This window comes from Pseudomonas sp. NPDC089422 (assembly GCF_044749405.1).
GTDB lineage: Bacteria > Pseudomonadota > Gammaproteobacteria > Pseudomonadales > Pseudomonadaceae > Aquipseudomonas.
This window is the reverse complement of record NZ_JBIVHW010000003.1, coordinates 1-23,775: the sequence shown is the minus strand read 5'-3', so window position 1 is coordinate 23,775 and position 23,775 is coordinate 1. Positions and strand designations below refer to the sequence as shown.

Genomic DNA, 23,775 nt, shown 5'->3' with positions numbered 1-23,775 from the left:
GCTGCCTTGCGCTCGCCCGCCCCTCCTGCAGTTTGCGGCCGGCCCCTGGGGCCACGAATTCCGTAAACCTTATGAGATATCCCCATGACTCATCGCATCGTGATTGTCGGCGGCGGCGCCGGCGGCCTGGAACTGGCGACCCGCCTGGGTAAAAGCCTGGGCAAGCGCAAGCAGGCCGAGATCACCCTGGTCGACGCCAACCTCACGCACATCTGGAAACCCCTGCTGCACGAAGTGGCCGCCGGCTCGCTGAACTCCTCGGAAGACGAACTGAACTACGTGGCCCAGGCCAAGTGGAACCACTTCAACTTCCAGCTGGGGCGCATGAGCGGCCTGGACCGTGAAGGCAAGCAGATTCAACTGGCCGCCACCCTCGATGAAGAGGGCCGCGAGCTGCTGCCTGCGCGCACCTTGGGCTATGACACCCTGGTCATCGCCGTGGGCTCGAACACCAACGACTTCGGCACCCTGGGTGCAGCGCAGCACTGCCTGTTCCTCGACACCCGCAAGCAGGCCGAGCGCTTCCACCAGCAGCTGCTGAACCACTACCTGCGTGCCCACGCGGGCGACGTGGCCAGCGAGCAGATCAGCGTGGCCATTGTCGGCGCCGGTGCCACCGGTGTCGAGCTGGCGGCAGAGCTGCACCACGCGGCCCACGAACTGGCGGCCTATGGCCTGGACCGCATCCAGCCCAAGGACATGCACATCACCCTCATCGAAGCCGGCCCGCGCGTGCTGCCTGCGCTGCCGGAGCGTATCAGCGTGCCGGTGCACAAGACCCTGGAAAAACTCGGGGTGAAGGTGATGACCAATGCCGCGGTCAGTGAAGTGACCGAGGATGGCCTGAAAACCAAAGACGGCGAAGTGATCCAGGCCAGCCTCAAGGTGTGGGCGGCGGGTATCCGTGCGCCGGGCTTCCTCAAGGATATCGACGGCCTGGAAACCAACCGCATCAACCAGCTGGTGGTGCGCCCTACCCTGCAGACCACCCGCGATGACGACATCTTCGCCTTCGGTGACTGTGCCGCGTGCCCGCAACCGGGCAGCGACCGCAACGTGCCACCACGGGCCCAGGCCGCGCACCAGCAGGCTTCGATGCTGGCGCAGAGCCTGAAGGCGCGGCTGGAGAACAAGGCGCTGCCGACCTACGAGTACAAGGACTACGGTTCGCTGGTGTCGCTGTCGCGCTTCTCGGCGGTGGGCAACCTGATGGGTAACCTGATGGGCAGCGTGAAGCTGGAGGGCTGGCTGGCGCGGATGTTCTACGTCTCGCTGTACCGCATGCACCAGATGGCGCTTTACGGGTTCTTCCGCACGGCTTTGATGATGTTGGGTAGCAAGATTGGTCGGGGCACCGAGCCGCGACTGAAGCTGCACTGAAGATTGCTGGGGGCGCTTTGCGCCCCTTTCGCGACACAAGGCCGCTCCTACACAAGACCGCGCAATATTTACCCTGCGCGGACAACCTGTAGGAGCGGCCTTGTGTCGCGAAAGGCCTGCGGAGCAGGCCCAGGGATCTAGCAGAATAAATTCGAGACAAAGAAAAAGGGCATCTCATTCGAGATGCCCTTTTTGCATGGTGGGTCGTGTAGGATTCGAACCTACGACCAATTGGTTAAAAGCCAACTGCTCTACCAACTGAGCTAACGACCCGGAAAATGGTCGGGGTGAGGGGATTCGAACTCCTGACATCCTGCTCCCAAAGCAGGCGCGCTACCGGACTGCGCTACACCCCGAGGTCTTGCTTAAAAAAAAGGGCACCTCGATCGAGATGCCCATTTTTACATGGTGGGTCGTGTAGGATTCGAACCTACGACCAATTGGTTAAAAGCCAACTGCTCTACCAACTGAGCTAACGACCCGGAAAATGGTCGGGGTGAGGGGATTCGAACTCCTGACATCCTGCTCCCAAAGCAGGCGCGCTACCGGACTGCGCTACACCCCGAGATTGGCTCCGCGACCTGGACTCGAACCAGGGACCCAATGATTAACAGTCATTTGCTCTACCGACTGAGCTATCGCGGAACTGAACTTCGGTACAACTTACTTCACTGCTACTCCGAAGACTGTGTTCGCTTCGGACCCTTAGGCTTCTTCGCTTTCGCGTTGTCGCTGCTGAGGCCGGCTATTCTACATTCTTCGTTTTGCTTGTCAACCACTTTTTTTCGTTCAACTTACTGATTTGTAAGTTGTTTTGCGGTCACCGATATTGCTGGTGATTCGCTTAGTGCCTGACAACGCGGCGTATATTAGGGGCACTCGATTTTTGATGCAAGCAGAAATTTCAAAAATTTCAGCAAGTTATCCAAGACGGCCGCAAAGCCCCGGATTTGCTGGGCCTGTGCCCCGCGAAGAGGCCGGCACAGGAAGACACAAAAAAGCCCCGCCGAAGCGGGGCTTGCTCATGACAGCAATCAGGCAAAGACGATTTCGTCGCCTTCCACCGTGGCAGTAATCGCCGTCCCCGGGAAGAACTTGCCAGCCAGGATCAGCTGCGCCAGCGGGTTTTCGATCCAGCGCTGGATCGCCCGCTTCAGCGGCCGTGCACCGTACACCGGGTCGTAGCCCACGGCGATCAGCTTGTCCAACGCCTCCGGGCTCAGGCTCAGCGACAGTTCGCGTTCGAGCAGGCGGCTGCGCAGGCGGCCAAGCTGGATCTCGGTGATACCGGCGATCTGCTCGCGGCCCAGAGGCTCGAACACCACCACTTCATCGATCCGGTTGATGAACTCCGGACGGAAGTGCGAACCCACTGCGTCCATCACCGCCGCGCGCTGCGCCTCGCGATCGCCCACCAGCTCCTGGATCTGCGCCGAGCCCAGATTGGAGGTCATCACGATCACCGTGTTGCGGAAGTCCACGGTGCGGCCATGGCTGTCAGTCAGGCGGCCGTCTTCCAGCACCTGCAACAGCACGTTGAACACATCCGGGTGAGCCTTCTCCACTTCGTCCAGCAGCACCACCGAGTACGGCTTGCGGCGCACGGCCTCGGTCAGGTAGCCACCCTCTTCATAACCGACATAACCTGGCGGGGCACCGATCAGGCGAGCCACGGAGTGTTTCTCCATGAACTCGGACATGTCGATGCGCACCATGGCCTCTTCGGTATCGAACAGGAACTCGGCCAGCGCCTTGCACAGCTCGGTCTTGCCCACACCGGTCGGGCCGAGGAACAGGAACGATCCACTTGGCCGGTTCGGGTCGGACAGCCCGGCACGCGAACGGCGCACGGCGTTGGCAACTGCGGTCACCGCCTCGCCCTGGCCAATCACCCGCTGGTGCAGCAAATCTTCCATCTTCAGCAGCTTCTCGCGCTCGCCTTCGAGCATCTTCGCCACCGGGATGCCGGTCCACTTGGACACCACTTCGGCGATCTCTTCCTCGGTGACCTTGTTGCGCAGCAACTGGTTCTCGGTCTTGCCGTGCTGGTCGACCATCTGCAGGCTGCGCTCCAGGTCCGGGATCACCCCGTACTGCAGCTCGGCCATGCGGCTCAGGTCACCTTTGCGACGGGCGCTTTCCAGCTCCTGACGAGCCTGCTCGATCTTTTGCTGGATCTGCGCCGAGCCCTGCACTTCAGCTTTCTCCGACGCCCAGATCTCTTCCAGGTCGGAATACTCGCGCTCCAGCCGCTCGATTTCTTCGGTGAGCTTCTCGAGGCGCTTCTTGGCTGCCTCGTCTTCTTCCTTCTTCAGCGCCTGGGATTCCACCTTCAGCTGGATCAGGCGACGGTCGAGGCGGTCGAGCACTTCCGGCTTGGAGTCGATCTCCATGCGGATGCGGCTGGCCGCTTCGTCGATCAGGTCGATGGCCTTGTCCGGCAGCTGGCGGTCAGTGATGTAGCGATGGCTGAGTTTGGCCGCGGCAATGATCGCACCGTCGGTGATGGCCACCTTGTGGTGCACTTCATAGCGCTCTTTCAGGCCACGCAGGATGGCGATGGTGTCTTCCTCGCTCGGCTCTTCCACCAGCACTTTCTGGAAACGCCGCTCCAGCGCCGCGTCCTTCTCGATGAACTGGCGGTATTCGTTGAGCGTGGTGGCGCCTACGCAGTGCAGCTCGCCACGGGCCAGGGCCGGCTTGAGCATGTTGCCGGCGTCCATGGCGCCCTCGCCTTTGCCGGCGCCGACCATGGTGTGCAGTTCGTCGATGAACAGGATGATCTGGCCTTCCTGCTTGGACAGCTCGTTGAGCAAGCCTTTGAGGCGCTCTTCGAACTCGCCGCGGTACTTGGCACCGGCGATCAGCGCGCCCATGTCCAGCGCCAGCAGGCGCTTGCCTTTCAGGCCGTCGGGCACTTCACCGTTGATGATGCGCTGGGCCAGGCCTTCGGCGATGGCGGTCTTGCCCACGCCAGGCTCGCCGATCAGCACCGGGTTGTTCTTGGTACGACGCTGCAGCACCTGCACGGTGCGGCGGATTTCGTCGTCACGGCCGATCACCGGGTCGAGCTTGCCTTCTTCGGCGCGCTTGGTCAGGTCGACGGTGTACTTGTCCAGGGCCTGGCGCGATTCTTCGGCGTTGGCGTCATTCACCGCCGCACCGCCGCGCAGGTTGTTGATGGCGTTTTCCAGGGCCTTCTTGGTGACGCCCTGGCTGAGCAACAGCTTGCCGAGCTTGCTGTTCTCGTCCATGGCGGCAAGCAGCACCAGTTCGCTGGAAATGAACTGGTCGCCCTTCTGCTGGGCCAGGCGGTCGGCCTGGTTGAGCAGGCGCGCCAGGTCCTGCGACATGTTCACGTCGCCAGTGGGGTTCTGGATTTTCGGCAACTGGTCGAGTTCTTTCACCAATGCCTGACGCAGGTTGTTGATGTCGAAGCCGACCTGCATCAGCAGCGGCTTGATCGAACCGCCCTGCTGCTCGAGCAGTGCCTGTAACAGGTGCACGGGCTCGATGGCTGGGTGGTCCATGCCAACGGCCAGGGATTGGGCATCGGATATTGCAAGCTGGAGCTTGCTGGTCAAACGGTCTATTCGCATGGTGTACCTTCCTTTAAAGGGCAGGTCGGAGCGATGGACAGCGCCTGTTCGTGAAGAAACCTGCCTGAGATGACCTTATAGATAAGGCTGATTCTGGAAGATTCAAGCGTAGCGGGGTTGACCGGGGTCAGCTTTCTGGATTAACGCGGGGCCAACCAGACCAGCGAGGCGAAGCGCCCCCCTTGAGGGGTACGGCGATAGGAGAAGAACCGCTCATCACTGACCGTGCAGTAACCACCGCCATAAACAGCCGTCACCCCACGCGCCGCCAGGCGAATGCGCGCCAGCTCATAGATATCGGCCATCAACTTGCCCGGCCGTTCACCGTCGACAAAGGCCCTGGCCGCTTCAGGATGCACGGCAGTAAAGGCATCGCGCACTTCCAGCCCCACTTCGAAGGCCTTGGGGCCAATGGCCGGCCCGAGCCACACAAGCACCTCTTCAGGCGCCAGCGCCAGGCGATCAAGGGTGGCCTCAAGCACGCCACTCGCCAGCCCGCGCCAGCCGGCATGAGCTGCCGCCACGCGGGTACCGGCGCGATCACAGAACAGCGCCGGCAGGCAATCGGCCGTCATCACGGTGCAGGCAATGCCAGGCTGGTCAGTCCAGCTGGCATCGGCCTCGGCCACCACGGCCGGGTCGGCATCCGCCACCACCAGGCCATGCACCTGCTTGAGCCAGGCTGGCTGGATGGCGAAGGTGTCACTCAGGCGACGGCGGTTCTCGGTAACCGCGACCGGGTCATCGCCCACGTGATCGCCAAGATTGAAGGATTCGTAGGGCGGCAGGCTGATGCCACCCTCACGGGTAGTGACACAGGCGCGAACCGAGGCCGGGGCTGGCCAGTCGGGGATCAGCAGCGTCTGCGTCAGGCCGTTCATCCGATAAAGCTCTCGCGGTCCTGGTTGAGCAGCGACAGCAACCAGACGAAGTCGCCCGGCAGTGGTGACTCCCACTTCATCTTCTCACCGGTGATCGGATGGACCAACGCCAGGAACCGCGCATGCAGGGCCTGGCGCGGGAAGTTCTTGACCGCATCGACCATGGTTGGGCTGGCTGCTGGCGGAATACGGAAACGCACACCGTACGTCTGGTCGCCGACCAGCGGATAACCGACATGCGCCATGTGCACGCGAATCTGGTGAGTACGACCGGTTTCCAGCTTGACCCGCACATGGGTGTGCGAACGGAAGCGCTTGAGCACCCGGTAGTGGCTGACCGCAGGCTTGCCGCCGTCAGTCACCGCCATGCGCTGGCGCAGCCCGCCGTGACGGCCGATCGGGGCGTCGATCTTGCCGCCGGCAATCACCACGCCAACCACGATGCATTCGTAGATGCGGCTGACAGTGCGGCTCTGCAACTGCTCGACCAGCTTGGTCTGCGCCTGCAAGGTCTTGGCCACCACCATCAGACCGGTGGTGTCCTTGTCCAGGCGGTGAACGATGCCGGCGCGCGGCACATTGATGATGTCTGGCACGTGGTGCAGCAGCGCATTGAGCAGCGTACCGCTGGCATGCCCGGCGGCCGGGTGCACAACCAGCCCGGCAGGCTTGTTGATCACCATGATGTGGTCGTCTTCGTAGACGATATCCAGTTCGATATCTTCTGCGACCCACTCACCCTGGGCCTCTTGCTCGGCCTCCAGGACAAGTTGCGAACCACCATGGACGGGGTCCCGAGGGCGCACGACCGCGCCATCGACCGTCAGGCGGCCCTCTTTGATCCACGAAGTAAGCCGCGAACGCGAATACTCGGCGAACAATTGGGCGGCGACCTGGTCGAGGCGTTGGCCGCCCAGTTCGGACGGGACCTCTGCGCTAAGTTGAATGATCTCGGACATGCTCGATTCGGCGGGCGCACAGCCTTTGGTTTCGGCTGCGAGCTTGTGGTTAAATACGGCTTCTTTTGTCCCGGGGTTGGCCGGGGCGCTCATCATAACAGGACGGCACCGCCCAAGACAGCGGCCGTCAAAGGGACGCAAGCCGCCATGCAAGTGAAACACCTGCTGCTGATCGCCATCCTCGGGCTCACCGCGGCCTGTTCCTCGAATAAGGAAGTCATTGACGAGAACCTCAGCGAGGCCGAGCTGTATCAACAGGCTCAGGCTGACCTGGACAACTCCAGCTACACCAGCGCCGTGAACAAGCTCAAGGCCCTGGAGTCGCGCTACCCGTTCGGCCGCTACGCCGACCAGGCGCAGCTCGAGCTGATCTACGCCAACTACAAGAACTCCGAGCCTGAGGCCGCCAAATCGGCCGCCGAGCGCTTCATTCGCCTGCACCCGCAGCACCCGAACGTCGACTATGCCTACTACCTCAAGGGCCTGACCTCGTTCGACCAGGACCGTGGCCTGCTGGCGCGCTTCCTGCCGCTGGACATGACCAAGCGTGACCCGGGTGCCGCCCGCGACTCGTACAACGAGTTCGCCCAGCTGACCAGCCGCTTCCCCAACAGCCGCTACGCGCCGGACGCCAAGCAGCGCATGATCTACCTGCGCAACCTGCTGGCCGCCTACGAAATCCACGTGGCCGACTACTACCTGAGCCGCCAGGCTTACGTGGCTGCTGCCAACCGTGGTCGCTATGTGGTCGAGAACTTCCAGGAAACCCCATCGGTCGGCGACGGCCTGGCGGTCATGGTCGAGTCGTACCAGAAGATGCACCTGGACGAGCTGGCGGCCACCAGCCTGGAAACCCTCAAGCTCAACTACCCGGACCACCCGAGCCTGGTCGATGGCCAGTTCCAGCCCAAGCAGACCGAGTCTGACGGCCGCGGCTGGCTGTCCAAGGCCACCCTGGGCCTGATCGAGACCGAAACCCCGCTGCCGCCGGGCGAAACCCGCGCCAACCAGGACGTGGTCAAGCAGTTCCAGGACGCGCGCGACGAGATGCCGCAAGAGCTGCTGCCGAAGGACGAGAACGGCGACCCGATCGTGCCGGCCGGCCCGAAGGAAGCTGAAAAAGACCGCTCGTGGTTCAGCTACATGACCTTTGGTCTGTTCGACTGATCCAAGCGCTATGAGAAAGGGAGGCCCGAGGCCTCCCTTTTTTTATGCCCGCATCCTAGACTGTCGGCTTCTACAACCAACAAGCTGGACACCATGGTTCGCCTACTATTCTGGATCGCCCTGATCGCCGCCGCGTTCTGGCTGTGGCGCAAGTTCAAAGTCAGCCAGCAGTCGCACCCCGAGCCCAAGCTCGATGCGCCACTGAAGATGGTGCGCTGCGCCCATTGCGGCGTGCACCTGCCCAACGACCGGGCGCTGCAGCAGGGGAATGACTGGTATTGCAGCCAGGCGCACTTGCAGCAGGGGCCTGGCCAATCGCGGTGATCTGTTAGCTCGGTGAAATTGGGGCTGCTTTGCAGCCCAAACGCCCTGCCGGCGCATACGGTGCCGGATCTATAATCGGCTCGGCCCCAGTAAGCAGGTCGGCGAACAGCTGACACGAAGCCGGCGCCAGCACCAAGCCGTTGCGGTAATGCCCGCAGTTCAGCCATAAACCGTCATGCCCAGGCACCGGCCCGATGTAGGGAATGCCTTCCGGCGAGCCTGGCCGCAGTCCGGCCCAGTGCCCAACCACCGTGGCATCCTTGAGCGCTGGCAGCAGTTCGATGGCCGAAGCCTTGAGGCTGGCCAGCGCGTCCTCGGTCGGGGTCTTGTCGTAACCGGCATGCTCCAGCGTACTGCCCACCAGAATGTGCCCGTCACGACGCGGAATCGCATAGCGCCCCTTGGCCAGCACCATGCTCGGCAGGAAGTCCTCGGCGCACTTGAACAGGATCATCTGGCCCTTCACCGGCTCGACCGGCAGCTCGAGCCCCAGGGTACGCAGCAGGTCACCGCTCCAGGCGCCAGCGCTGAGCACCACTTCATCTGCCGTGAGCACACCGTCAGCCGTCTGTACGCCAGTCACGCGCCCGTTCTCATGAACGAAGCCGCTGACCTGGCAGTGCTCACGCAAGGTCACGTTGGGCAGTGCCAGCAACGCTGCCTTGAGCGACTTCACCAACCGCGGGTTGCGCACGTTGGCCACACCGGCCATGAAGATCGCATGCTTGAAGCCCGGGCCAAGCACGGGCACCGCATCGTAGGCGGCGGAGATATCCACAGCGCTGAGCGGCCGCTTTTCTCGCTCGGCCCAGGCAAGTGCCTCGGTTTCGTCATCCAGATCGAGCCAGTACAGGCCAGTGGTGTGTACCTCCGGATCGAGGCCAGTACTGGCGAACAGGCGCTCGCCCAGCTGTGGATAAAAATCCTGCGACCAATGCGCCAGGGCGGTCACCGCCGGGCTGTAGCGCCAGGGATAAAGCGGCGAGACGATGCCGCCGCCGGCCCAGGAAGACTCACGGCCAACTTCGCCCTGATCACACACCACCACCTGGCCGACCTTCGCCGCCAGGTTGAACGCGGTCAGCAGGCCGATCACCCCGCCACCGACCACCACTACTTGCTTGCTCATCTGTCGATCCAACACCTGAAGTAAATCCGCGATGCCTGGGCATCATTCAACCTTCAGCTTCCCCAACAGCGCTCGCTGCTTTGCATGGCGCCCGGATTGCTCTGTACACCGGCCTGGTCGAGCTGGAAGTCGCCACAACGGTCATCGGCCATCAGGCCGTGGGGCAGCCGGCGGGCGATCAGCGTGAAGGTGTCGCTGTCGCGCTGGGCCTGCAGGCGGTAGTGGCGATTGCTGGTGGGCAGCTGCGGGTCGCCCTCGGCGTACTGGCCGGTGCGCACGCGATGGCGCTCCAGGCGCAGGGCAGCGTCATGCAGCAGGCCAACCACTTCGCTGCGTGCGGCTCGCCTGAGCTGGTCGCTGTAACCGGGGTAGGCAATGGCTGCCAGAATGCCGGTCACGGCCACGACAATCAACAACTCGATCAGGGTCATACCTTGCTGCATGTCAGTCCTGCCTCAGTATTTGCCGCCAGAGGATGCGCTGGGGGGCTTGTGGTTGAGCGGTTGGAATGGCGTAGACGGCTTCGAGGACCTGGCGAGCTGCCAGTTGCTGGCTGACGGCTGTTATTCGGTACAGGGTGAACTGTTCGCCCTCGGGCATGTGTGCAGCTCGGTCGGTCACACCCAGGTTCTGCAGGTGAAAGTAACCTTCCTTGACTTTCTGCCATTGGCCTTGCAGGTCGTGCGGGCGTGAAGGTGGTTTGCAGTCACTACACTGCTCCGGGGACGAGCGTTGCAGCTCATCGACGCCAGCCAGCAACACGATCTCTGCTTGTTCGAATGCCAGCAGGCCATCACTCATGGCACCGGTCATTCGCGTTTCGATCAGTGCGTCGCGTAAGGCTGATGCCGCAAGCAAAGCCAGCAGCAGGCTGAGTACCAGCGACAGCAGCAGAACCATTCCGCGTTGACGGTTCATGGGCTGGAAACCAGATTGCGCAGGGCCACGCTTATTTCATGCCGCTGCTCAAGTTGCAGTGTCGGTTCAAGCAACGTCAGTCGCAGATCTACCCTTCCCCCCTCGGGCACATCAACCTGCGTCACCTGCATCTCACGCACGTGGTTGGCTAGCGGCTGAGAGTTGAAATAGAGGATTGAATCGCGCAGCTCGTAGCGATGGCGCCTGATTCGCACGGCCATAACCGCGCTCGTTTGCGAAGGAGGATCTTTGTACACGACGGCTTCTTCACGGCAGTTCGTCAGCAATGTCCAATCCGGCTTCCCTGCGTACCCCGATGACTCAGCGACCACCAACTCCAGGCTGGACGCCCTGATCACCAGTGGCTGCGCGAATGCCTGCCGAGCAAGCGGGTCCTTGAAGTCACCGGGCTTCAGTCGTAAGCAACCGAACATGCCCGCCATCCGGATGTCTTGGGCCATGCGCAGCAACGCCAGGCGTGCATCATCCTGAAGGCGCAACGCCGCGCCTTGAAGCTGCCATGTTTGATGAGCGGAAACGAATAGCTGACTGGCAGCCACCAGCACCATGAGCCCGATTGCCAGCGCCAGCATTACCTCCAGCAACCCGAAGCCGACTTGCATGCGCTTCATGGCCGGTTCCGCTCGCGTTCGCTGTGCGCCGCCAACGCAGCTTGCCCTTCGCTCCGCGCACTGTCGGTGGCTTGCAATGCCTTAAGCTGCAACGCGGCCGAGGCGAATATGCCTACAGCTACCACGGCTATCGCCAACAACACTTCCAGAAGTGTCATGCCCCGCTGTTTATTGTGCATCCCTGCACCTCCTGCGACATTTCCTGCCATTGCCTTGAACCAAGTCGACTGGACCTCATGCCCAACGACCGTGAAGCTATAGCCAAGCACTTCCAGGGAGGAATGCACGGTGAAGCAACGTGGAGTAACACTGATACAAATGATGTTCGCGCTGGCCATGGCCGCCTTGCTGACTCAACTCGGCATGCCGGCCTACGCCAGGTTGAGCGATGGCCTACACAGAGCTGCGGCAGCCCGAGACCTGGCCCTGGCACTGCGCAGCGCGCGCAGTCACGCCATGCTGCAAAGCCAGCCTGTGCTTGTGCGGCCTTTGGAAAATAATTGGGGTAAGGGCTGGCTTGTGCAACTGGAGCACAATCAGCAAGTGCTGCGCGAACACCGGCTCACGCGTCCGATGAGAATCGTCGAAAACACCAAGGGGCAGGTGAAATTCGGTGCTGTGGGGATGCCAGTGGGCCAGTTCGGCGCGACGCTGGAGGTTTGTGAGAACGCCCCTGCGAGCAACAAGTATCATCAGGTGGTGATATCAAGCGCTGGCAGGGTCGACCTGCGCACAGTCAAGGAAGCAGACTCTCTGTGCGCAGGCCCCCGATTCAGATCAGCGAGCGAACCCGCAGCTCTTTAGGCATGGAGAACGTGATGTTCTCCGGCCGCCCATCCAGCTCTTCGGCGCCGGTAGCGCCCCACGCTTTGAGCTGTTCAATCACCCCCTGCACCAACACTTCGGGGGCCGAAGCACCGGCAGTGATGCCCACCCGTTGCGCCTTTTCAAACCAGGCATGCTGCATGTCCTCAGCGCCATCGATCAGATAGGCCGGGGTGCCCATGCGCTCGGCCAGCTCGCGCAGGCGGTTGGAGTTGGAGCTGTTGGGGCTGCCAACCACCAGCAATACATCACTCTCCTCTGCCAGCTGCTTGACCGCATCCTGGCGGTTTTGCGTGGCGTAGCAGATGTCGTCCTTGCGCGGGCCGCCGATGTTCGGGAAGCGCGCGCGCAGGGCATCGATGACGCGGCTGGTGTCGTCCATCGACAACGTGGTCTGGGTGACGAAGGCCAGGTGGTCCGGGTCGTTCACCTGCAACTGGGCAACATCGTCTTCGTCTTCGACGAGGTAGATGGCGCCGCCGTTGCTGGCGTCGTATTGCCCCATGGTGCCTTCGACTTCCGGGTGCCCCTCGTGGCCGATGAGAATGCACTCACGGCCGTCGCGGCTGTACTTGGCCACTTCGATGTGCACCTTGGTGACCAGCGGGCAGGTCGCGTCGAACACCTTCAGGCCACGGCCGGCGGCTTCCTGGCGCACGGCCTGGGAAACACCGTGGGCACTGAAGATGACGATGACATCGTCCGGCACCTGGTCCAGCTCTTCGACGAAGACGGCGCCACGGTTGCGCAGGTCTTCCACCACGAACTTGTTGTGCACCACTTCGTGACGCACATAGATCGGCGGGCCGAAGACTTCCAGCGCACGGTTGACGATTTCGATCGCCCGGTCGACCCCCGCGCAGAAGCCGCGCGGGTTGGCGAGTTTGATTTGCATGCTCGGCTCCAGGCTTACAGGGCCTTGACCTCGAGGATCTCCACCTCGAAGGTCAGGGTCTTGCCAGCCAGTGGGTGATTGAAGTCGATGGTCACCTGGTCGTCATCGAACGCTTTGACCACACCCGGCAGTTCGGTGTTGGCGGCGTCGTTGAAGATGATCAGCAGCCCGTCGGACAGCTCCATGCCCTCGAACTGGGACCGCGGCATGACTTGCACGTTCTGCGGGTTGGGCTGGCCGAAGGCGTTCTCCGGGGCCACCACCACAGTGCGCTTGTCTCCGGCCTTGAAGCCGAACAGCGCGTTCTCGAAGCCTGGCAGCAGGTTGCCGTCACCGACCTTGAAGGTGGCCGGGGCCTTGTCGAAAGTGCTGTCGACGGTGTCGCCGTTTTCCAGGTGCAGCGCGAAGTGCAGGGTGACTTCGGTGTTCTGGCCGATACGGGTGTCAGTCATGGACCGGATCCTCGGACTTCTTGCTCTTGAACATATCCAGCGCCAGCATCACCGCACCAACGGTGATGGCGCTGTCGGCCAGGTTGAAGGCCGGGAAGTAATGACGGTTCTGCCAGTGCACCAGGATGAAGTCGACCACATGGCCGAGCACGATGCGGTCGTACAGGTTGCCGATCGCACCGCCCAGTACCAATGCCAACGCCACCGCCAGCCAGGTCTCGCCGCGCCCCAGGCGCTTGAGCCAGACGACCAGCACCGCACTGACCACCACGGCGATCAGGGCGAACAGCCAACGCTGCCAGCCGGCGCCATCCGCGAGGAAGCTGAAGGCAGCACCGGTGTTGTAGGCCAGGGTCCAGCTGAAGTAGTCAGGGATGACGACGATCTGCTGGTACATGGTCAGGGCATTGTTGAAGTACAGCTTGGTGGCCTGGTCGAGGACCAGGACCAGCAAGCTCAGCCAAAGCCATGCAAGGCGCCCGAAGCGCCCCGCTGCAGGGTTAGGCATAGTGGCGCACCTCACCCGAGCCGCTCAGGTTGTCGACGCAACGGCCGCAGATTTCCGGGTGCTCCGGGTGGCTGCCGACGTCGGCGCGGAAGTGCCAGCAACGGCCGCACTTGACGTGGCCAGACTTGACCACCTGCAGCTTGAGGCCTTCGACTTCGGTGGCCACGGCTTCGGCCGGCGCCTGGGCGAACGGCACCACGCTGGCGGCCGAGGTGATCAGCACAAAGCGCAGCTCGTCGCCCAGCTTGCTCAGGTCGGCGCTCAGGCCTTCCTCGGCGAACAGGGTGACTTCGGCCTGCAGGTTGCCGCCGATGACCTTGGCGGTACGCTGGTTTTCCAGCTCCTTGTTGACCGCAGCCTTGACGGCCATCACGCGGTCCCAGTAGGCGCGGTCCAGCTCGATGCCTTCCGGCAGTTCGGTCAGACCCTGGTACCAGCCGTTGAGCATGACCGACTCGTTGCGCTCGCCCGGCAGGTACTGCCAGATTTCGTCGGCGGTGAACGCCAGGATCGGCGCGATCCAGCGCACCAGCGCCTCGCTGATGTGGTACAGCGCGGTCTGGCAGGAACGACGGGCGACACTGTTGGCGCCAGTGGTGTACTGGCGGTCCTTGATGATGTCGAGGTAGAAGCCACCCAGCTCCTGCACGCAGAAGTTGTGGATCTTCGAGTAGACGTTCCAGAAGCGGTATTCGCCGTAGTGCTCTTCCAGCTCGCGCTGCAGCAGCAGGGTACGGTCCACTGCCCAGCGGTCCAGGGCCAGCATGTCTTCCGGGGCCAGCAGGTCGCGGGCCGGATCGAAGCCGGACAGGTTGGAGAGCAGGAAGCGCGCGGTGTTGCGGATACGGCGGTAGGCATCGGCGCTACGCTGCAGGATCTGCTCGGAAACCGCCATCTCGCCCGAGTAGTCGGTCGCGGAAACCCACAGGCGCAGGATGTCGGCACCCAGGGTATTGTTGACCTTCTCCGGCTCGATGGTGTTACCCAGCGACTTGGACATCTTGCGGCCGCTTTCGTCCACGGTGAAGCCGTGGGTCAGCAGTTCGCGGTACGGCGCATGGCCGTCGATGGCGCACCCGGTCAGCAAGGACGAGTGGAACCAGCCGCGGTGCTGGTCGGAACCTTCCAGGTACAGGTCGGCGCGCGGGCCGGTGGCGTGGCCGATGTCGTGCGAGCCACGCAGTACGTGCCAGTGAGTGGTACCGGAGTCGAACCAGACGTCCAGGGTATCGGCAATCTTGTCGTACTGGCCGGCTTCGTCACCCAGCAGTTCGGCAGCATCGAGCTTGAACCAGGCTTCGATACCTTCTTGCTCGACGCGCTTGGCCACGGCTTCCATCAGTTCGACGGTGCGCGGGTGCAGCTCGCCGGTCTGCTTGTGCAGGAAGAACGGGATCGGTACGCCCCAGTTACGCTGACGCGAGATGCACCAGTCCGGGCGGTTGGCGATCATCGAGTGCAGGCGCGCCTGGCCCCAGGCCGGGACGAACTTGGTGTCTTCGATGGCCTTGAGTGCACGCTCGCGCAGCGGCTCGCCAGTGCTCGGCTGCTTGTCCATGCCGACGAACCACTGCGCGGTGGCGCGGTAGATCAGCGGGGTCTTGTGGCGCCAGCAGTGCATGTAGCTGTGGCTGATGGTTTCGGTGTGCATCAGCGCGCCGACTTCGCTCAGCTTGTCGACGATGGCCGGGTTGGCCTTCCAGATGAACTGGCCGCCGAAGAATGGCAGCGACTCGACGTACACGCCGTTGCTCTGCACCGGGGTGAGGATGTCGTCGTTGACCATGCCATAGCGCTTGCAGGTGACGAAGTCGTCTTCACCGTAGGCAGGTGCCGAGTGCACCACGCCGGTGCCGGCGCCCAGCTCGACGTAGTCGGCCAGGTAGACTGGCGACAGGCGGTCGTAGAACGGGTGGCGGAAGTTGACCAGCTCCAGGGCCGAGCCCGGGGCGGTGGCGATCACCGAACCTTCCAGGTTGTAGCGCTTGAGGCACGACTCGACCAGCTCTTCGGCCAGCACCAGCAGGCGCTCGCCGGTATCGACCAGGGCGTACTTGAACTCCGGGTGGATGTTCAGCGCCTGGTTGGCCGGGATGGTCCACGGGGTGGTGGTCCAGATCACGATGGCCGCTGGCCTGGCCAGCGATGCCAGGCCGAAGGCGGCAGCCAGCTTGGCCTCGTCGGCAACCGGGAAGGCCACGTCGATGGTCTGGGATTTCTTGTCGGCGTATTCGACTTCGGCTTCAGCCAGGGCTGAACCGCAATCGAAGCACCAGTTCACAGGCTTGAGGCCCTTGAACACGAAGCCTTGCTTGACCATTTCGGCCAGGGCGCGGATTTCACCGGCCTCGTTGGCGAAGTTCATGGTCTTGTAGGGGTTGTCCCAGTCACCCAGCACGCCCAGGCGGATGAACTCGGTCTTCTGCCCTTCGATCTGCTCGGCGGCGTACTCGCGGCACAGCTCGCGGGTGCGGTCGGCGGTCAGGTGCTTGCCGTGGGTGACCTCGACCTTGTGCTCGATCGGCAGGCCGTGGCAGTCCCAGCCCGGTACGTACGGCGCGTCGAAGCCCGACAGGGTCTTGGAACGGACAATCATGTCCTTGAGGATCTTGTTCAGCGCATGACCGATGTGAATCTTGCCGTTGGCATAGGGCGGGCCGTCGTGCAGGACGAACTTCGGACGATCCTTGCCAATTTCGCGCAGCTTCTGGTACAGGCCAATGCTGTCCCAGCGCTGCAGGATCTGCGGTTCGCGCTGAGGCAGGCCGGCCTTCATGGGGAAGGCGGTGTCCGGAAGGTTTAGCGTGGCTTTGTAGTCGGTCATTTCAGGCTCTTCGTTAGCGGTTGAGCGTGCCAATGTGCACGTGCGGCGGCGATATCCGCATCGATCGCCGACTTCAGCGCCTCCAGGGAGGCGAATCGCTGCTCTTCACGCAGCTTGTGGTGGAATTCCACCGTCAGGCGCCGGCCATACAGATCGCCGGCATAATCCAGTAGATGAATCTCGAGGTGCGGGCGGCCGTCGCCGGCCACCGTGGGGCGCACCCCGATGTTGCCGACACCCGGCCAGGCCTTGCCGTCGATCTCGATGCTGGCCAGGTAGACCCCGGACAGCGGCACACGGCGGCGTTTGAGCTGGATGTTGGCGGTCGGCGTGCCCAGCTGGCGAGCCAGCTTCTGGCCATGCAGCACACGGCCGGTAATACGGTACGGGCGGCCCAGCAGGTGCTCGGCCAGCTCGAAGTTGCCTTCGGACAGCGCCTTGCGCACCTCGGTGCTGCTGACCCGCAGGCCGTCCTGGATCACGGTGTTGGCCGCCTCGACGGTAAACCCGTACTGCTCGCCGGCAGCGACCAGGAAGGCGAAATCACCGGCACGATCGCAGCCGAAGCGGAAGTCGTCGCCCACTTCGAGGTGACGCACGCCCAGGCCATCGACCAGGATCGCCTTGACGAACGCATCGGCGCTGAGCTTGCTCAGGCGCTGGTTGAACGCCAGGCACAGCACCCGGTCGATACCTTCGGCGGCCAGCAATTCGACCTTGTCGCGCAGGCGCGCCAAGCGGGCGGGTGCGGTGTCCGGGGCGAAATACTCGCGCGGCTGCGGTTCGAAGATCACCACGCAGGTCGGTAGGCCCAACGCCTGGCCGCGCTCGCGCAGGCGCGCCAGGATTGCCTGGTGGCCGCGGTGAACCCCGTCGAAGTTGCCAATGGTGGCGACACAGCCCCGGTGCTCGGGGCGCAGGTTGTGAAGACCTCGAACCAGCTGCATAACGCGCTTCTTGCTCATAAAGTGGCCGATTATAACCACACCCGGGCGCTGGTGACAGGCAGCAGCGCCCGGGTGTGGCGTGGAATGCGAAAAACCGACGCCTGACCCGCCTTCTACCTCAATGCAGGGCCTTGCGGGCGAAATGCCGGGGCCGGAAACCACACAGGTACAGGCAACCGAAATACGTCACCACACCCGCCGCGATCAACGCACCGAGGCGCAGGAACCGTTCGAGCATGTTGCCCTGTTCCCAGGCCGGCAGATAGTGCATGCCCACCAGCAGCACCGCTGCCATCAGGGTGACTGCCAGCACCAGCTTGAGCAGGTACATCGCCCAGCCCGGTTGCGGCTGGAACAATTGCTGGCTGCGCAGCTTCCAGAACAGCAGGCCCGCGTTCAGGCAGGCACCCAGGCTGATCGCCAGGGCCAGGCCGGCGTGCTGCAGCGGGCCGATCAACGCCAGGTTGAACAGCTGGGTGCAGACCAGGGTGAAGATCGCGATCTTCACCGGCGTACGGATATTCTGCTGCGCATAGAAGCCCGGTGCCAGTACCTTGACCAGGATGATGGCCAACAGACCGACCGAATAGGCGATCAGCGCGCGCTGGGTCATCGCGGCGTCAAAGGCGCTGAACTTGCCGTACTGGAACAGCGCCACGGTCAGCGGCTCGGCGAGGATCGCCAGGGCCAGGGTGCACGGCAGCACCAGCAGAAAGCACAGGCGCAGGCCCCAGTCCATGATCCGCGAATACTCCTCGCGGTCCTTGTTGGCGTAGGTCTTGGCCAGGGTCGGCAACAGGATGGTGCCCAGGGCAACGCCCAGCACTCCCGAGGGCAGTTCCATGAGGCGGTCGGCGTAGTACATCCACGACACCGAGCCGGCGACCAGGAAGGAGGCGAAGATGGTGTTGATGATCAGCGAGATCTGGCTCACCGACACCCCGAGGATCGCCGGCAGCATCTGCTTGAGCACCCGCCATACGCCAGCGTCGCGCAGATTGAGGCGTGGCAGCACGAGCATGCCGATCTTCTTCAGCGCTGGCAGCTGGTACAGCAACTGCGCCAGGCCACCCGCCAACACGCCCCAGGCCAGGGCCATGATCGGCGGATTGAAGTACGGCGTCAGCAGCACAGCGAAGATGATCATCGCCACGTTGAGCAGCGTCGGGGTGAACGCCGGGACCGAAAAGCGGTTCCAGGTGTTGAGGATCGCACCGGCCAGGGACGACAACGAGATCAGCAATATATAAGGGAACGTCACCCGCAACAGGTCGGTGGTCAGCGCGTACTTCTCGGCGCTGTCGACAAAGCCCGGGGCGGTGGCCCAGACCACCCATGGCGCGGCGAGGATACCGATCGCCGTGACCAGGGCCAGCACCAGGGTCAGCAGGCCGCTGACGTAGGCGATGAAGGTCCGCGTCGCCTCTTCGCCCTGCTGGGTCTTGTATTCGGCCAGAATCGGCACGAACGCCTGGGAGAATGCCCCTTCGGCGAAGATTCGCCGCAGCAGGTTGGGCAGTTTGAAGGCGATGAAGAAGGCGTCGGTGGCGATACCGGCACCGAAAACACGGGCCAGGATGGTGTCGCGCACGAAGCCCAGCACCCGCGAAATCATGGTGATGGAGCTGACTGCAGCCAAGGATTTGAGCAGATTCATCGAAAAGATTCACGCCAGAGACAGAGGGCGCTGCCAGACAGCGTCCGAATGTGCGATACTCCCGCGCCTTCGCAGGGGAGCCAAAAATTCCCGAGTTTACAGGTAGCACGGCAGAAAGGAATATTTCCCGCCTGTTGCTGCACCACTCGGCGGAACCCTGCAGGTGGCCTTGACATCTGGTCGACTCATCGGCATGATTCGCGGCCTATTTTGTTTGCTATTTACCTAAAGTCTTTCGAGGAGCTCGACGGTGGCCAACACACCTTCCGCCAAGAAACGTGCAAAACAGGCTGAGAAGCGTCGCAGCCACAACGCCAGCCTGCGTTCCATGGTCCGCACCTACATCAAGAATGTAGTTAAAGCCATCGACGCAAAAGACGCCGAAAAAGCGCAAGCCGCTTACGTTCTGGCTGTACCTGTAATCGACCGTATGGCCGACAAAGGTATCATCCACAAGAACAAAGCTGCTCGCCACAAAGGCCGTCTGAATGGCCACATCAAGGCGCTGAAAGAAGCTGCAGCTGCCTAAGCGACGCTTGTCGAAAAAACCGACCCTAGGGTCGGTTTTTTTATGCCTGCGATTTCTTGCTGATACATCGCACTCCTGTAGGAGCGGCCTCGCGTCGCGATAGGGCGGCAAAGCCGCCCCAGCAATATTGGATGCGAAGCTGACATATTGGGGGCTGCTCCGCAGCCCTATCGCGACACAAGGCCGCCCCTCCAATCACTTGGCGATCTGGATCTTCGGCGCCCACTGCAGCCAGGCATCCTCTGGCTTGTCGAACAAGGCGAAGGTCTGCTGCGGCCGTGCCGGGTTGCCCATCTGTTCACCTTCAGGCGTGGCGAATGCAATACCGCCATCGATGAGCGTCTGCAGCGACTCGGTACGCACCGTGGCGCCCTTGATCAGCCCCCAGTCGAAGCCGAAGCCACTGCTGTTCCAGAACCGGCTGCCACCGCGCACCAGGGCGGCATAACGCGGCTCGATCAGAATGTGGATCAACACGCGATCCGCAGTCTGCCCCAGCTCGAAACCGGTCACCTTGCCCACCGCCACCTCGCGATAGGTAACAGGTACTCCCGGCTTGATCGAGCCACGCCGCGGCGCACTCAGGGTCAACGGCAGGCCCACTTCCTCTCCGACGACCTCAGGCGCTTCGCCCAGCGCAATGAAATCACGCTGCGGCCCCTTGTCCTTCGCCGCCGGTTGCACTTCGATGTACTGCCCGCCAATCAAGGTATCGAGGTTCTCGGTGCGCACCAGCCCAAGCGCCGGCTTGACCACCCAGAACTGTGTGCCCACACGGGCAATGCGATCAGCCGCTTCGGTGATACGTGCCCGCAGCAGTACCGCCTGCAAGTCTTTTGTCAGGTCCACGCTCTCGACGCTACCCACATCCAGGCCACGGAAGCGGATTGGCGTACCTGGCTTGAGGCCGTCGGCACGGTCCACCCGAATGGTGACCAGGGTACCGGTGCGGTTAACCGCCTCCTGGCTCTCCAGCAGGCGGAAGCGCGGAATATGGCGCTTGAGCGCAACATTGGGCGTAGGCGTATCGAAGGCGATACCGCCGGCCATCAGGGTCTGCAGCGACTCACTCTTGATCTTGATGCCCGACAGGCCACCGGTCAGGGTAATTCCGCTGACGTTCCAGAAGCGCGAGGAGCCGTTGACCAGGTTTTCGTATTCCTTCTCGATGTGTACACCGATCAGGATCCGCTTGCTGTTGCGGGCAAACTGGTAGCTCTGCACGCTACCAACTTTCACCTGGCGATACATCACCGGGCTACCGATCTCCAGGGAACCCAGGGTATCGGCGAACAGCACCAGGTGCAGGCCTGGTGCCTTCAGGTCAAGGGGCGGGGCCTTGGGCCGGGCCTCGAACTCGCGCTGCGGCTTGGCGCCCTTCTCGCCCGGGCGAATGGCAATGTAGTTACCTTTGACCAACGCTTCCAGGCCGGTGATTCCGGCCAGGGAAATCGACGGCTTGACTACCCAGAACTGCGTACCTTCGACCAGATAGTCCTCGGTGAGTGGGTCCAGCGTCAGCTCGGCCGTGGCGCTGGCCAGGTTGTCTTCCATCTTCAGGGCTTTCAACGAGCCGACCTGGATGCCCTTGTACATGACTGGCGTGCGCCCCGCCTGCAGGCCTTCATAGTCGCTCAGCTTCACTTTGACGCGAATACCCGCCTGGGCAGCATCGAAGTCTTCATACAAGCGGAACGGCAGGCTCGGGTCGGTCGGCGGGCTGTCCTTGCGATATTCCGGCGTGGCGAAGGCGATACCACCCGCCACGATGCTCGACAGCGACTCGCTGCGCACCTTCACACCCGACAGATCAGCATCGATGCTGATGCCGCTGGCATTCCAGAAACGCGTGTGCTTGCGCACCAGGCTGGCGTAGGCAGGCTCGATGAACACTTTGACCTCGACCGTGCTCTGGTCGTCGGACAGGCGATAGCTTTTCACCCGGCCAACCTGGATCTGCTTGTAGAACACCGGGCTGTCCCGATTGAGCGAACCCAGGCGCTCAGCCTTGAGGGTCAGGTGCAGGCCAGGCTCGGTATCAGACAGCGGCGGCGCAACCTTCAGTGCCTTGAAGCGCTTGGTCCGCTCGCCCTCACCAGGGCTGACCGCGATATAGTTGCCGGACACCAGTGTTTCCAGGCCTGAGATACCCGCCAGGCTGACACTCGGCTTGACCAGCCAGAAGCGCGTGCCCTTGGTCAGGTGCGGCTCGGCGGCCTTGTTCATTTCGATGGTGGCGATTACCCCCTGACTCTCACCTTCGGCGTCGAGCACCAGTTTCGTGACCTTGCCCACCGACATGCCTTTGTAGATCACCTCGGTCTTGTTGGCGACGATGCCTTCACCGGTCTCGAAACGCACTTCGATCTCCACGCCGGCATCGCGGTAGGCCTGCCAGGCCAGCCAACCACCGATCATCAGCGCGATCAGCGGCAGGATCCAGATAGCCGACCAGTTCGAGGCAGGGCGGGTTTTAGCCGTTGGCATGTCACTCATGGTCGTCATCCGACTCCGTGTTATCCCAGATCAGTCGGGGATCGAAAGTTAAAGCAGCAAGCATCGTGAGGATCACCACAGTTGCGAAGGCGACAGCGCCCAGGTTGGCTTCGACACTGGCGATACGACCGAAATTCACCACCGCCACCAAAATGGCAATGACGAAGATGTCCAGCATGGACCAGCGCCCTATGAACTCGATGAAGCGGTACATCAGTATCCGTTGCCTTGCCGACAGCGGCTGGCGGCGCTGGACCGAATACAGCAACAGGCCGATGCCCACCAGTTTGAAGGTAGGCACCAGGATACTGGCAATGAACACCACAGCGGCAATTGGCAGCATGCCGTGCTTGAGCAAGGTGATGACGCCGGACATAATGGTGTCGCCACTACCCTGCCCCAAGGTGCTGATAGTCATGATCGGCAACAGGTTGGCCGGGATGTACAGGATCGAAGCGGTGATCAGCAGTGCCCAGGTACGGATGATGCTGTTGGGTCGCCGCGCGTGCACGATGGCGCCGCAGCGGGTACAGGTCTGCGAGTCGCTTTCGGCATCCTGACGGTTCAGTTCATGACATTCATTGCAGACCAGGATGCCTGCATCAATCGCCCGCATGGAGATCCTCCCCCGACAACGCACTCCAGATCTGGTGTGGCGACATCACCACTTCCAGCCAGACCTGGACCAGCAACAGGCTGATGAAACAGAACAGGCCCAGGCCAACGGTCAGTTCGGCCAGGTCCACGAGCTTGACGATCGCCACCAGCACGCCCATGAAGTAGACCTCAAGCATGCCCCAGTCGCGCAGGTGGTGATAAAAGCGGTAGAACACCAGCCCGTAGTCACGCCCCACATTCAGGCGGATGCTCAGCAATACGGCCAACTGGCACAGCAGCTTGAGCAGCGGAATGGCCATGCTGCAGAGGAACACCACCACGGCAACGCCGCGCATCTCAGAGTTGTACAGGCCCAGCACACCACTCCAGACGGTATCGTCCGAAGTCTGGCCGAGCAGGTGCAGTTGCATGATGGGCAGGAAATTGGCCGGCACGAACAGTAGCAAGGCCGTCAACACCAAGGCCAGGCTGCGGTTGACCACATTGTGCCGGTGGGCGTACAGCTCGTATCCACAGCGTGGGCATTGGGCTTTTTCGTCATGCTGCAGTACCGGCTTGCGCATCAGCAGGTCGCACTCGTGGCAAGCGACCAGTTCGTCCAGCGGCAACTGCTCCAAGGCTTGGGTTTCGACGGGATCGGGCATCTCGATATTCTGAATAGGTACGTCGGCTCTATTCTAGTGTTCCCAGATCGAAATGTGGGAGATGACTAATGCCTACCCTGGATGCAGAAAGACAAAACCCCTACCTGCATGCGCAGATAGGGGTTTTGCGAAATGAATCTTGACGATGACCTACTCTCACATGGGGAAACCCCACACTACCATCGGCGATGCATCGTTTCACTACTGAGTTCGGGATGGGATCAGGTGGTTCCAATGCTCTATGGTCGTCAAGAAATTCTGTAGCCAGAATGTCTGTTGAACACTCTTGGCGAATTCGGATATGTGAATTTGTGGTTGCGAACTTTCGGTTCGTATCATCTTCACCACCGCAATCTGCATGAGCAAATTGCTTGGGTGTTATATGGTCAAG

Annotated in this window: 22 protein-coding genes, 5 tRNA genes and 1 rRNA gene; 5 read left to right on the top strand and 23 right to left on the bottom strand. The window is 62.2% G+C overall.

The features are described from left to right. Window positions 1-84: 84 nt before the first annotated feature. A complete protein-coding gene (locus ACIPZ8_RS06270; protein WP_400720551.1) occupies window positions 85-1,380 on the top strand; it encodes an NAD(P)/FAD-dependent oxidoreductase in 1,296 nt (431 codons plus the stop codon). Window positions 1,381-1,577: 197 nt separating this feature from the next. Here the strand turns inward: ACIPZ8_RS06270 and ACIPZ8_RS06265 are convergent. From ACIPZ8_RS06265 to rluD, 8 genes are all read right to left on the bottom strand, one after another. Continuing rightward, window positions 1,578-1,653, bottom strand: a tRNA-Lys gene (locus ACIPZ8_RS06265). A 6-nt stretch (window positions 1,654-1,659) separates the two neighbouring features. Further along, window positions 1,660-1,736 (bottom strand) — tRNA-Pro (locus ACIPZ8_RS06260). 50 nt (window positions 1,737-1,786) lie between these two features. After that, a tRNA-Lys gene (locus ACIPZ8_RS06255) sits at window positions 1,787-1,862 on the bottom strand. 6 nt (window positions 1,863-1,868) lie between these two features. Then, window positions 1,869-1,945 (bottom strand) — tRNA-Pro (locus tag ACIPZ8_RS06250). Between the two features lie 4 nt (window positions 1,946-1,949). Then, window positions 1,950-2,025: transfer RNA gene (locus tag ACIPZ8_RS06245), tRNA-Asn, on the bottom strand. Window positions 2,026-2,414: 389 nt separating this feature from the next. Beyond that, window positions 2,415-4,979 (bottom strand): ATP-dependent chaperone ClpB, encoded by a 2,565-nt coding sequence (gene clpB, locus ACIPZ8_RS06240; RefSeq protein ID WP_400720548.1) that lies wholly within the window; start codon window positions 4,977-4,979, stop codon window positions 2,415-2,417. A 140-nt stretch (window positions 4,980-5,119) separates the two neighbouring features. Then, window positions 5,120-5,860, bottom strand: coding sequence for a peptidoglycan editing factor PgeF (gene pgeF, locus ACIPZ8_RS06235; RefSeq protein ID WP_400720545.1), 741 nt, complete (start codon window positions 5,858-5,860; stop codon window positions 5,120-5,122). Continuing rightward, window positions 5,857-6,819, bottom strand: a complete 963-nt coding sequence (gene rluD / locus ACIPZ8_RS06230; RefSeq protein ID WP_400720542.1) for a 23S rRNA pseudouridine(1911/1915/1917) synthase RluD — start codon at window positions 6,817-6,819, stop codon at window positions 5,857-5,859. The genes pgeF and rluD overlap by 4 nt, the downstream gene beginning before the upstream one ends. A 147-nt stretch (window positions 6,820-6,966) precedes the next feature. Here rluD and ACIPZ8_RS06225 point away from each other — a divergent pair, with 147 nt between their 5' ends. Next, the gene (locus tag ACIPZ8_RS06225; RefSeq protein WP_400720539.1) at window positions 6,967-7,986 is read left to right on the top strand and encodes an outer membrane protein assembly factor BamD; all 1,020 of its coding nucleotides are present in this window, start codon (window positions 6,967-6,969) and stop codon (window positions 7,984-7,986) included. Window positions 7,987-8,079: 93 nt separating this feature from the next. Beyond that, a complete protein-coding gene (locus tag ACIPZ8_RS06220) occupies window positions 8,080-8,310 on the top strand; it encodes a PP0621 family protein (protein WP_400720536.1) in 231 nt (76 codons plus the stop codon). A gap of 4 nt (window positions 8,311-8,314) precedes the next feature. On the opposite strand, the gene thiO is transcribed toward ACIPZ8_RS06220, so the two are convergent. From thiO to ACIPZ8_RS06195, 5 genes are read right to left on the bottom strand one after another with little or no spacing between them, the layout of a single operon-like run. Then, a complete protein-coding gene (gene thiO / locus ACIPZ8_RS06215; RefSeq protein ID WP_400720533.1) occupies window positions 8,315-9,439 on the bottom strand; it encodes a glycine oxidase ThiO in 1,125 nt (374 codons plus the stop codon). A gap of 53 nt (window positions 9,440-9,492) precedes the next feature. Then, complete coding sequence (locus tag ACIPZ8_RS06210) at window positions 9,493-9,882, bottom strand: type IV pilin protein (RefSeq protein WP_400720531.1); 390 nt, start codon at window positions 9,880-9,882, stop codon at window positions 9,493-9,495. A 1-nt stretch (window position 9,883) separates the two neighbouring features. Further along, window positions 9,884-10,357: a hypothetical protein gene (locus tag ACIPZ8_RS06205; RefSeq protein WP_400720528.1), complete on the bottom strand. Its 474-nt coding sequence runs from the start codon at window positions 10,355-10,357 to the stop codon at window positions 9,884-9,886. Beyond that, a complete protein-coding gene (locus ACIPZ8_RS06200) occupies window positions 10,354-10,989 on the bottom strand; it encodes a PilW family protein (RefSeq protein WP_400720525.1) in 636 nt (211 codons plus the stop codon). Before ACIPZ8_RS06200 ends, ACIPZ8_RS06205 begins: the two co-directional genes overlap by 4 nt. Then, the gene (locus ACIPZ8_RS06195) at window positions 10,986-11,168 is read right to left on the bottom strand and encodes a prepilin-type N-terminal cleavage/methylation domain-containing protein (RefSeq protein WP_400720522.1); all 183 of its coding nucleotides are present in this window, start codon (window positions 11,166-11,168) and stop codon (window positions 10,986-10,988) included. Before ACIPZ8_RS06195 ends, ACIPZ8_RS06200 begins: the two co-directional genes overlap by 4 nt. A 109-nt stretch (window positions 11,169-11,277) precedes the next feature. On the opposite strand from ACIPZ8_RS06195, the gene ACIPZ8_RS06190 reads away from it, so the two are divergent. After that, entirely contained in the window at window positions 11,278-11,793 is a 516-nt protein-coding gene (locus ACIPZ8_RS06190; RefSeq protein ID WP_400720520.1) for a GspH/FimT family pseudopilin, read from the top strand. Here ACIPZ8_RS06190 and ispH read toward each other — a convergent pair. The 6 genes from ispH to murJ form a co-directional block, all read right to left on the bottom strand. Then, entirely contained in the window at window positions 11,762-12,709 is a 948-nt protein-coding gene (gene ispH / locus ACIPZ8_RS06185) for a 4-hydroxy-3-methylbut-2-enyl diphosphate reductase (RefSeq protein WP_400720517.1), read from the bottom strand. The genes ACIPZ8_RS06190 and ispH overlap by 32 nt on opposite strands. Before the next feature lie 14 nt (window positions 12,710-12,723). Next, the gene (fkpB, locus tag ACIPZ8_RS06180) at window positions 12,724-13,161 is read right to left on the bottom strand and encodes an FKBP-type peptidyl-prolyl cis-trans isomerase (protein WP_056795234.1); all 438 of its coding nucleotides are present in this window, start codon (window positions 13,159-13,161) and stop codon (window positions 12,724-12,726) included. Further along, window positions 13,154-13,669, bottom strand: a complete 516-nt coding sequence (gene lspA, locus ACIPZ8_RS06175) for a signal peptidase II (protein WP_054886101.1) — start codon at window positions 13,667-13,669, stop codon at window positions 13,154-13,156. The genes fkpB and lspA overlap by 8 nt, the downstream gene beginning before the upstream one ends. Further along, complete coding sequence (gene ileS / locus ACIPZ8_RS06170; RefSeq protein ID WP_400720513.1) at window positions 13,662-16,493, bottom strand: isoleucine--tRNA ligase; 2,832 nt, start codon at window positions 16,491-16,493, stop codon at window positions 13,662-13,664. The genes lspA and ileS overlap by 8 nt, the downstream gene beginning before the upstream one ends. Further along, complete coding sequence (gene ribF / locus ACIPZ8_RS06165) at window positions 16,490-17,440, bottom strand: bifunctional riboflavin kinase/FAD synthetase (protein ID WP_103445786.1); 951 nt, start codon at window positions 17,438-17,440, stop codon at window positions 16,490-16,492. The genes ileS and ribF overlap by 4 nt, the downstream gene beginning before the upstream one ends. A gap of 118 nt (window positions 17,441-17,558) precedes the next feature. After that, window positions 17,559-19,097: a murein biosynthesis integral membrane protein MurJ gene (murJ, locus tag ACIPZ8_RS06160; protein WP_400720510.1), complete on the bottom strand. Its 1,539-nt coding sequence runs from the start codon at window positions 19,095-19,097 to the stop codon at window positions 17,559-17,561. A 250-nt stretch (window positions 19,098-19,347) separates the two neighbouring features. On the opposite strand from murJ, the gene rpsT reads away from it, so the two are divergent. Beyond that, window positions 19,348-19,626 (top strand): 30S ribosomal protein S20, encoded by a 279-nt coding sequence (rpsT, locus tag ACIPZ8_RS06155; RefSeq protein WP_003247625.1) that lies wholly within the window; start codon window positions 19,348-19,350, stop codon window positions 19,624-19,626. Between the two features lie 195 nt (window positions 19,627-19,821). On the opposite strand, the gene ACIPZ8_RS06150 is transcribed toward rpsT, so the two are convergent. The 4 genes from ACIPZ8_RS06150 to rrf all read right to left on the bottom strand — a co-directional run bounded on the left by ACIPZ8_RS06150 (window position 19,822) and on the right by rrf (window position 23,637). Further along, complete coding sequence (locus ACIPZ8_RS06150) at window positions 19,822-22,122, bottom strand: MlaD family protein (RefSeq protein WP_400720507.1); 2,301 nt, start codon at window positions 22,120-22,122, stop codon at window positions 19,822-19,824. Then, window positions 22,115-22,738 (bottom strand): paraquat-inducible protein A, encoded by a 624-nt coding sequence (locus ACIPZ8_RS06145; protein ID WP_400720504.1) that lies wholly within the window; start codon window positions 22,736-22,738, stop codon window positions 22,115-22,117. Before ACIPZ8_RS06145 ends, ACIPZ8_RS06150 begins: the two co-directional genes overlap by 8 nt. After that, window positions 22,725-23,384, bottom strand: coding sequence for a paraquat-inducible protein A (locus tag ACIPZ8_RS06140; protein ID WP_343595859.1), 660 nt, complete (start codon window positions 23,382-23,384; stop codon window positions 22,725-22,727). Before ACIPZ8_RS06140 ends, ACIPZ8_RS06145 begins: the two co-directional genes overlap by 14 nt. A 137-nt stretch (window positions 23,385-23,521) precedes the next feature. Beyond that, a 5S ribosomal RNA gene (gene rrf / locus ACIPZ8_RS06135) occupies window positions 23,522-23,637 on the bottom strand. Window positions 23,638-23,775 lie beyond the last annotated feature (138 nt).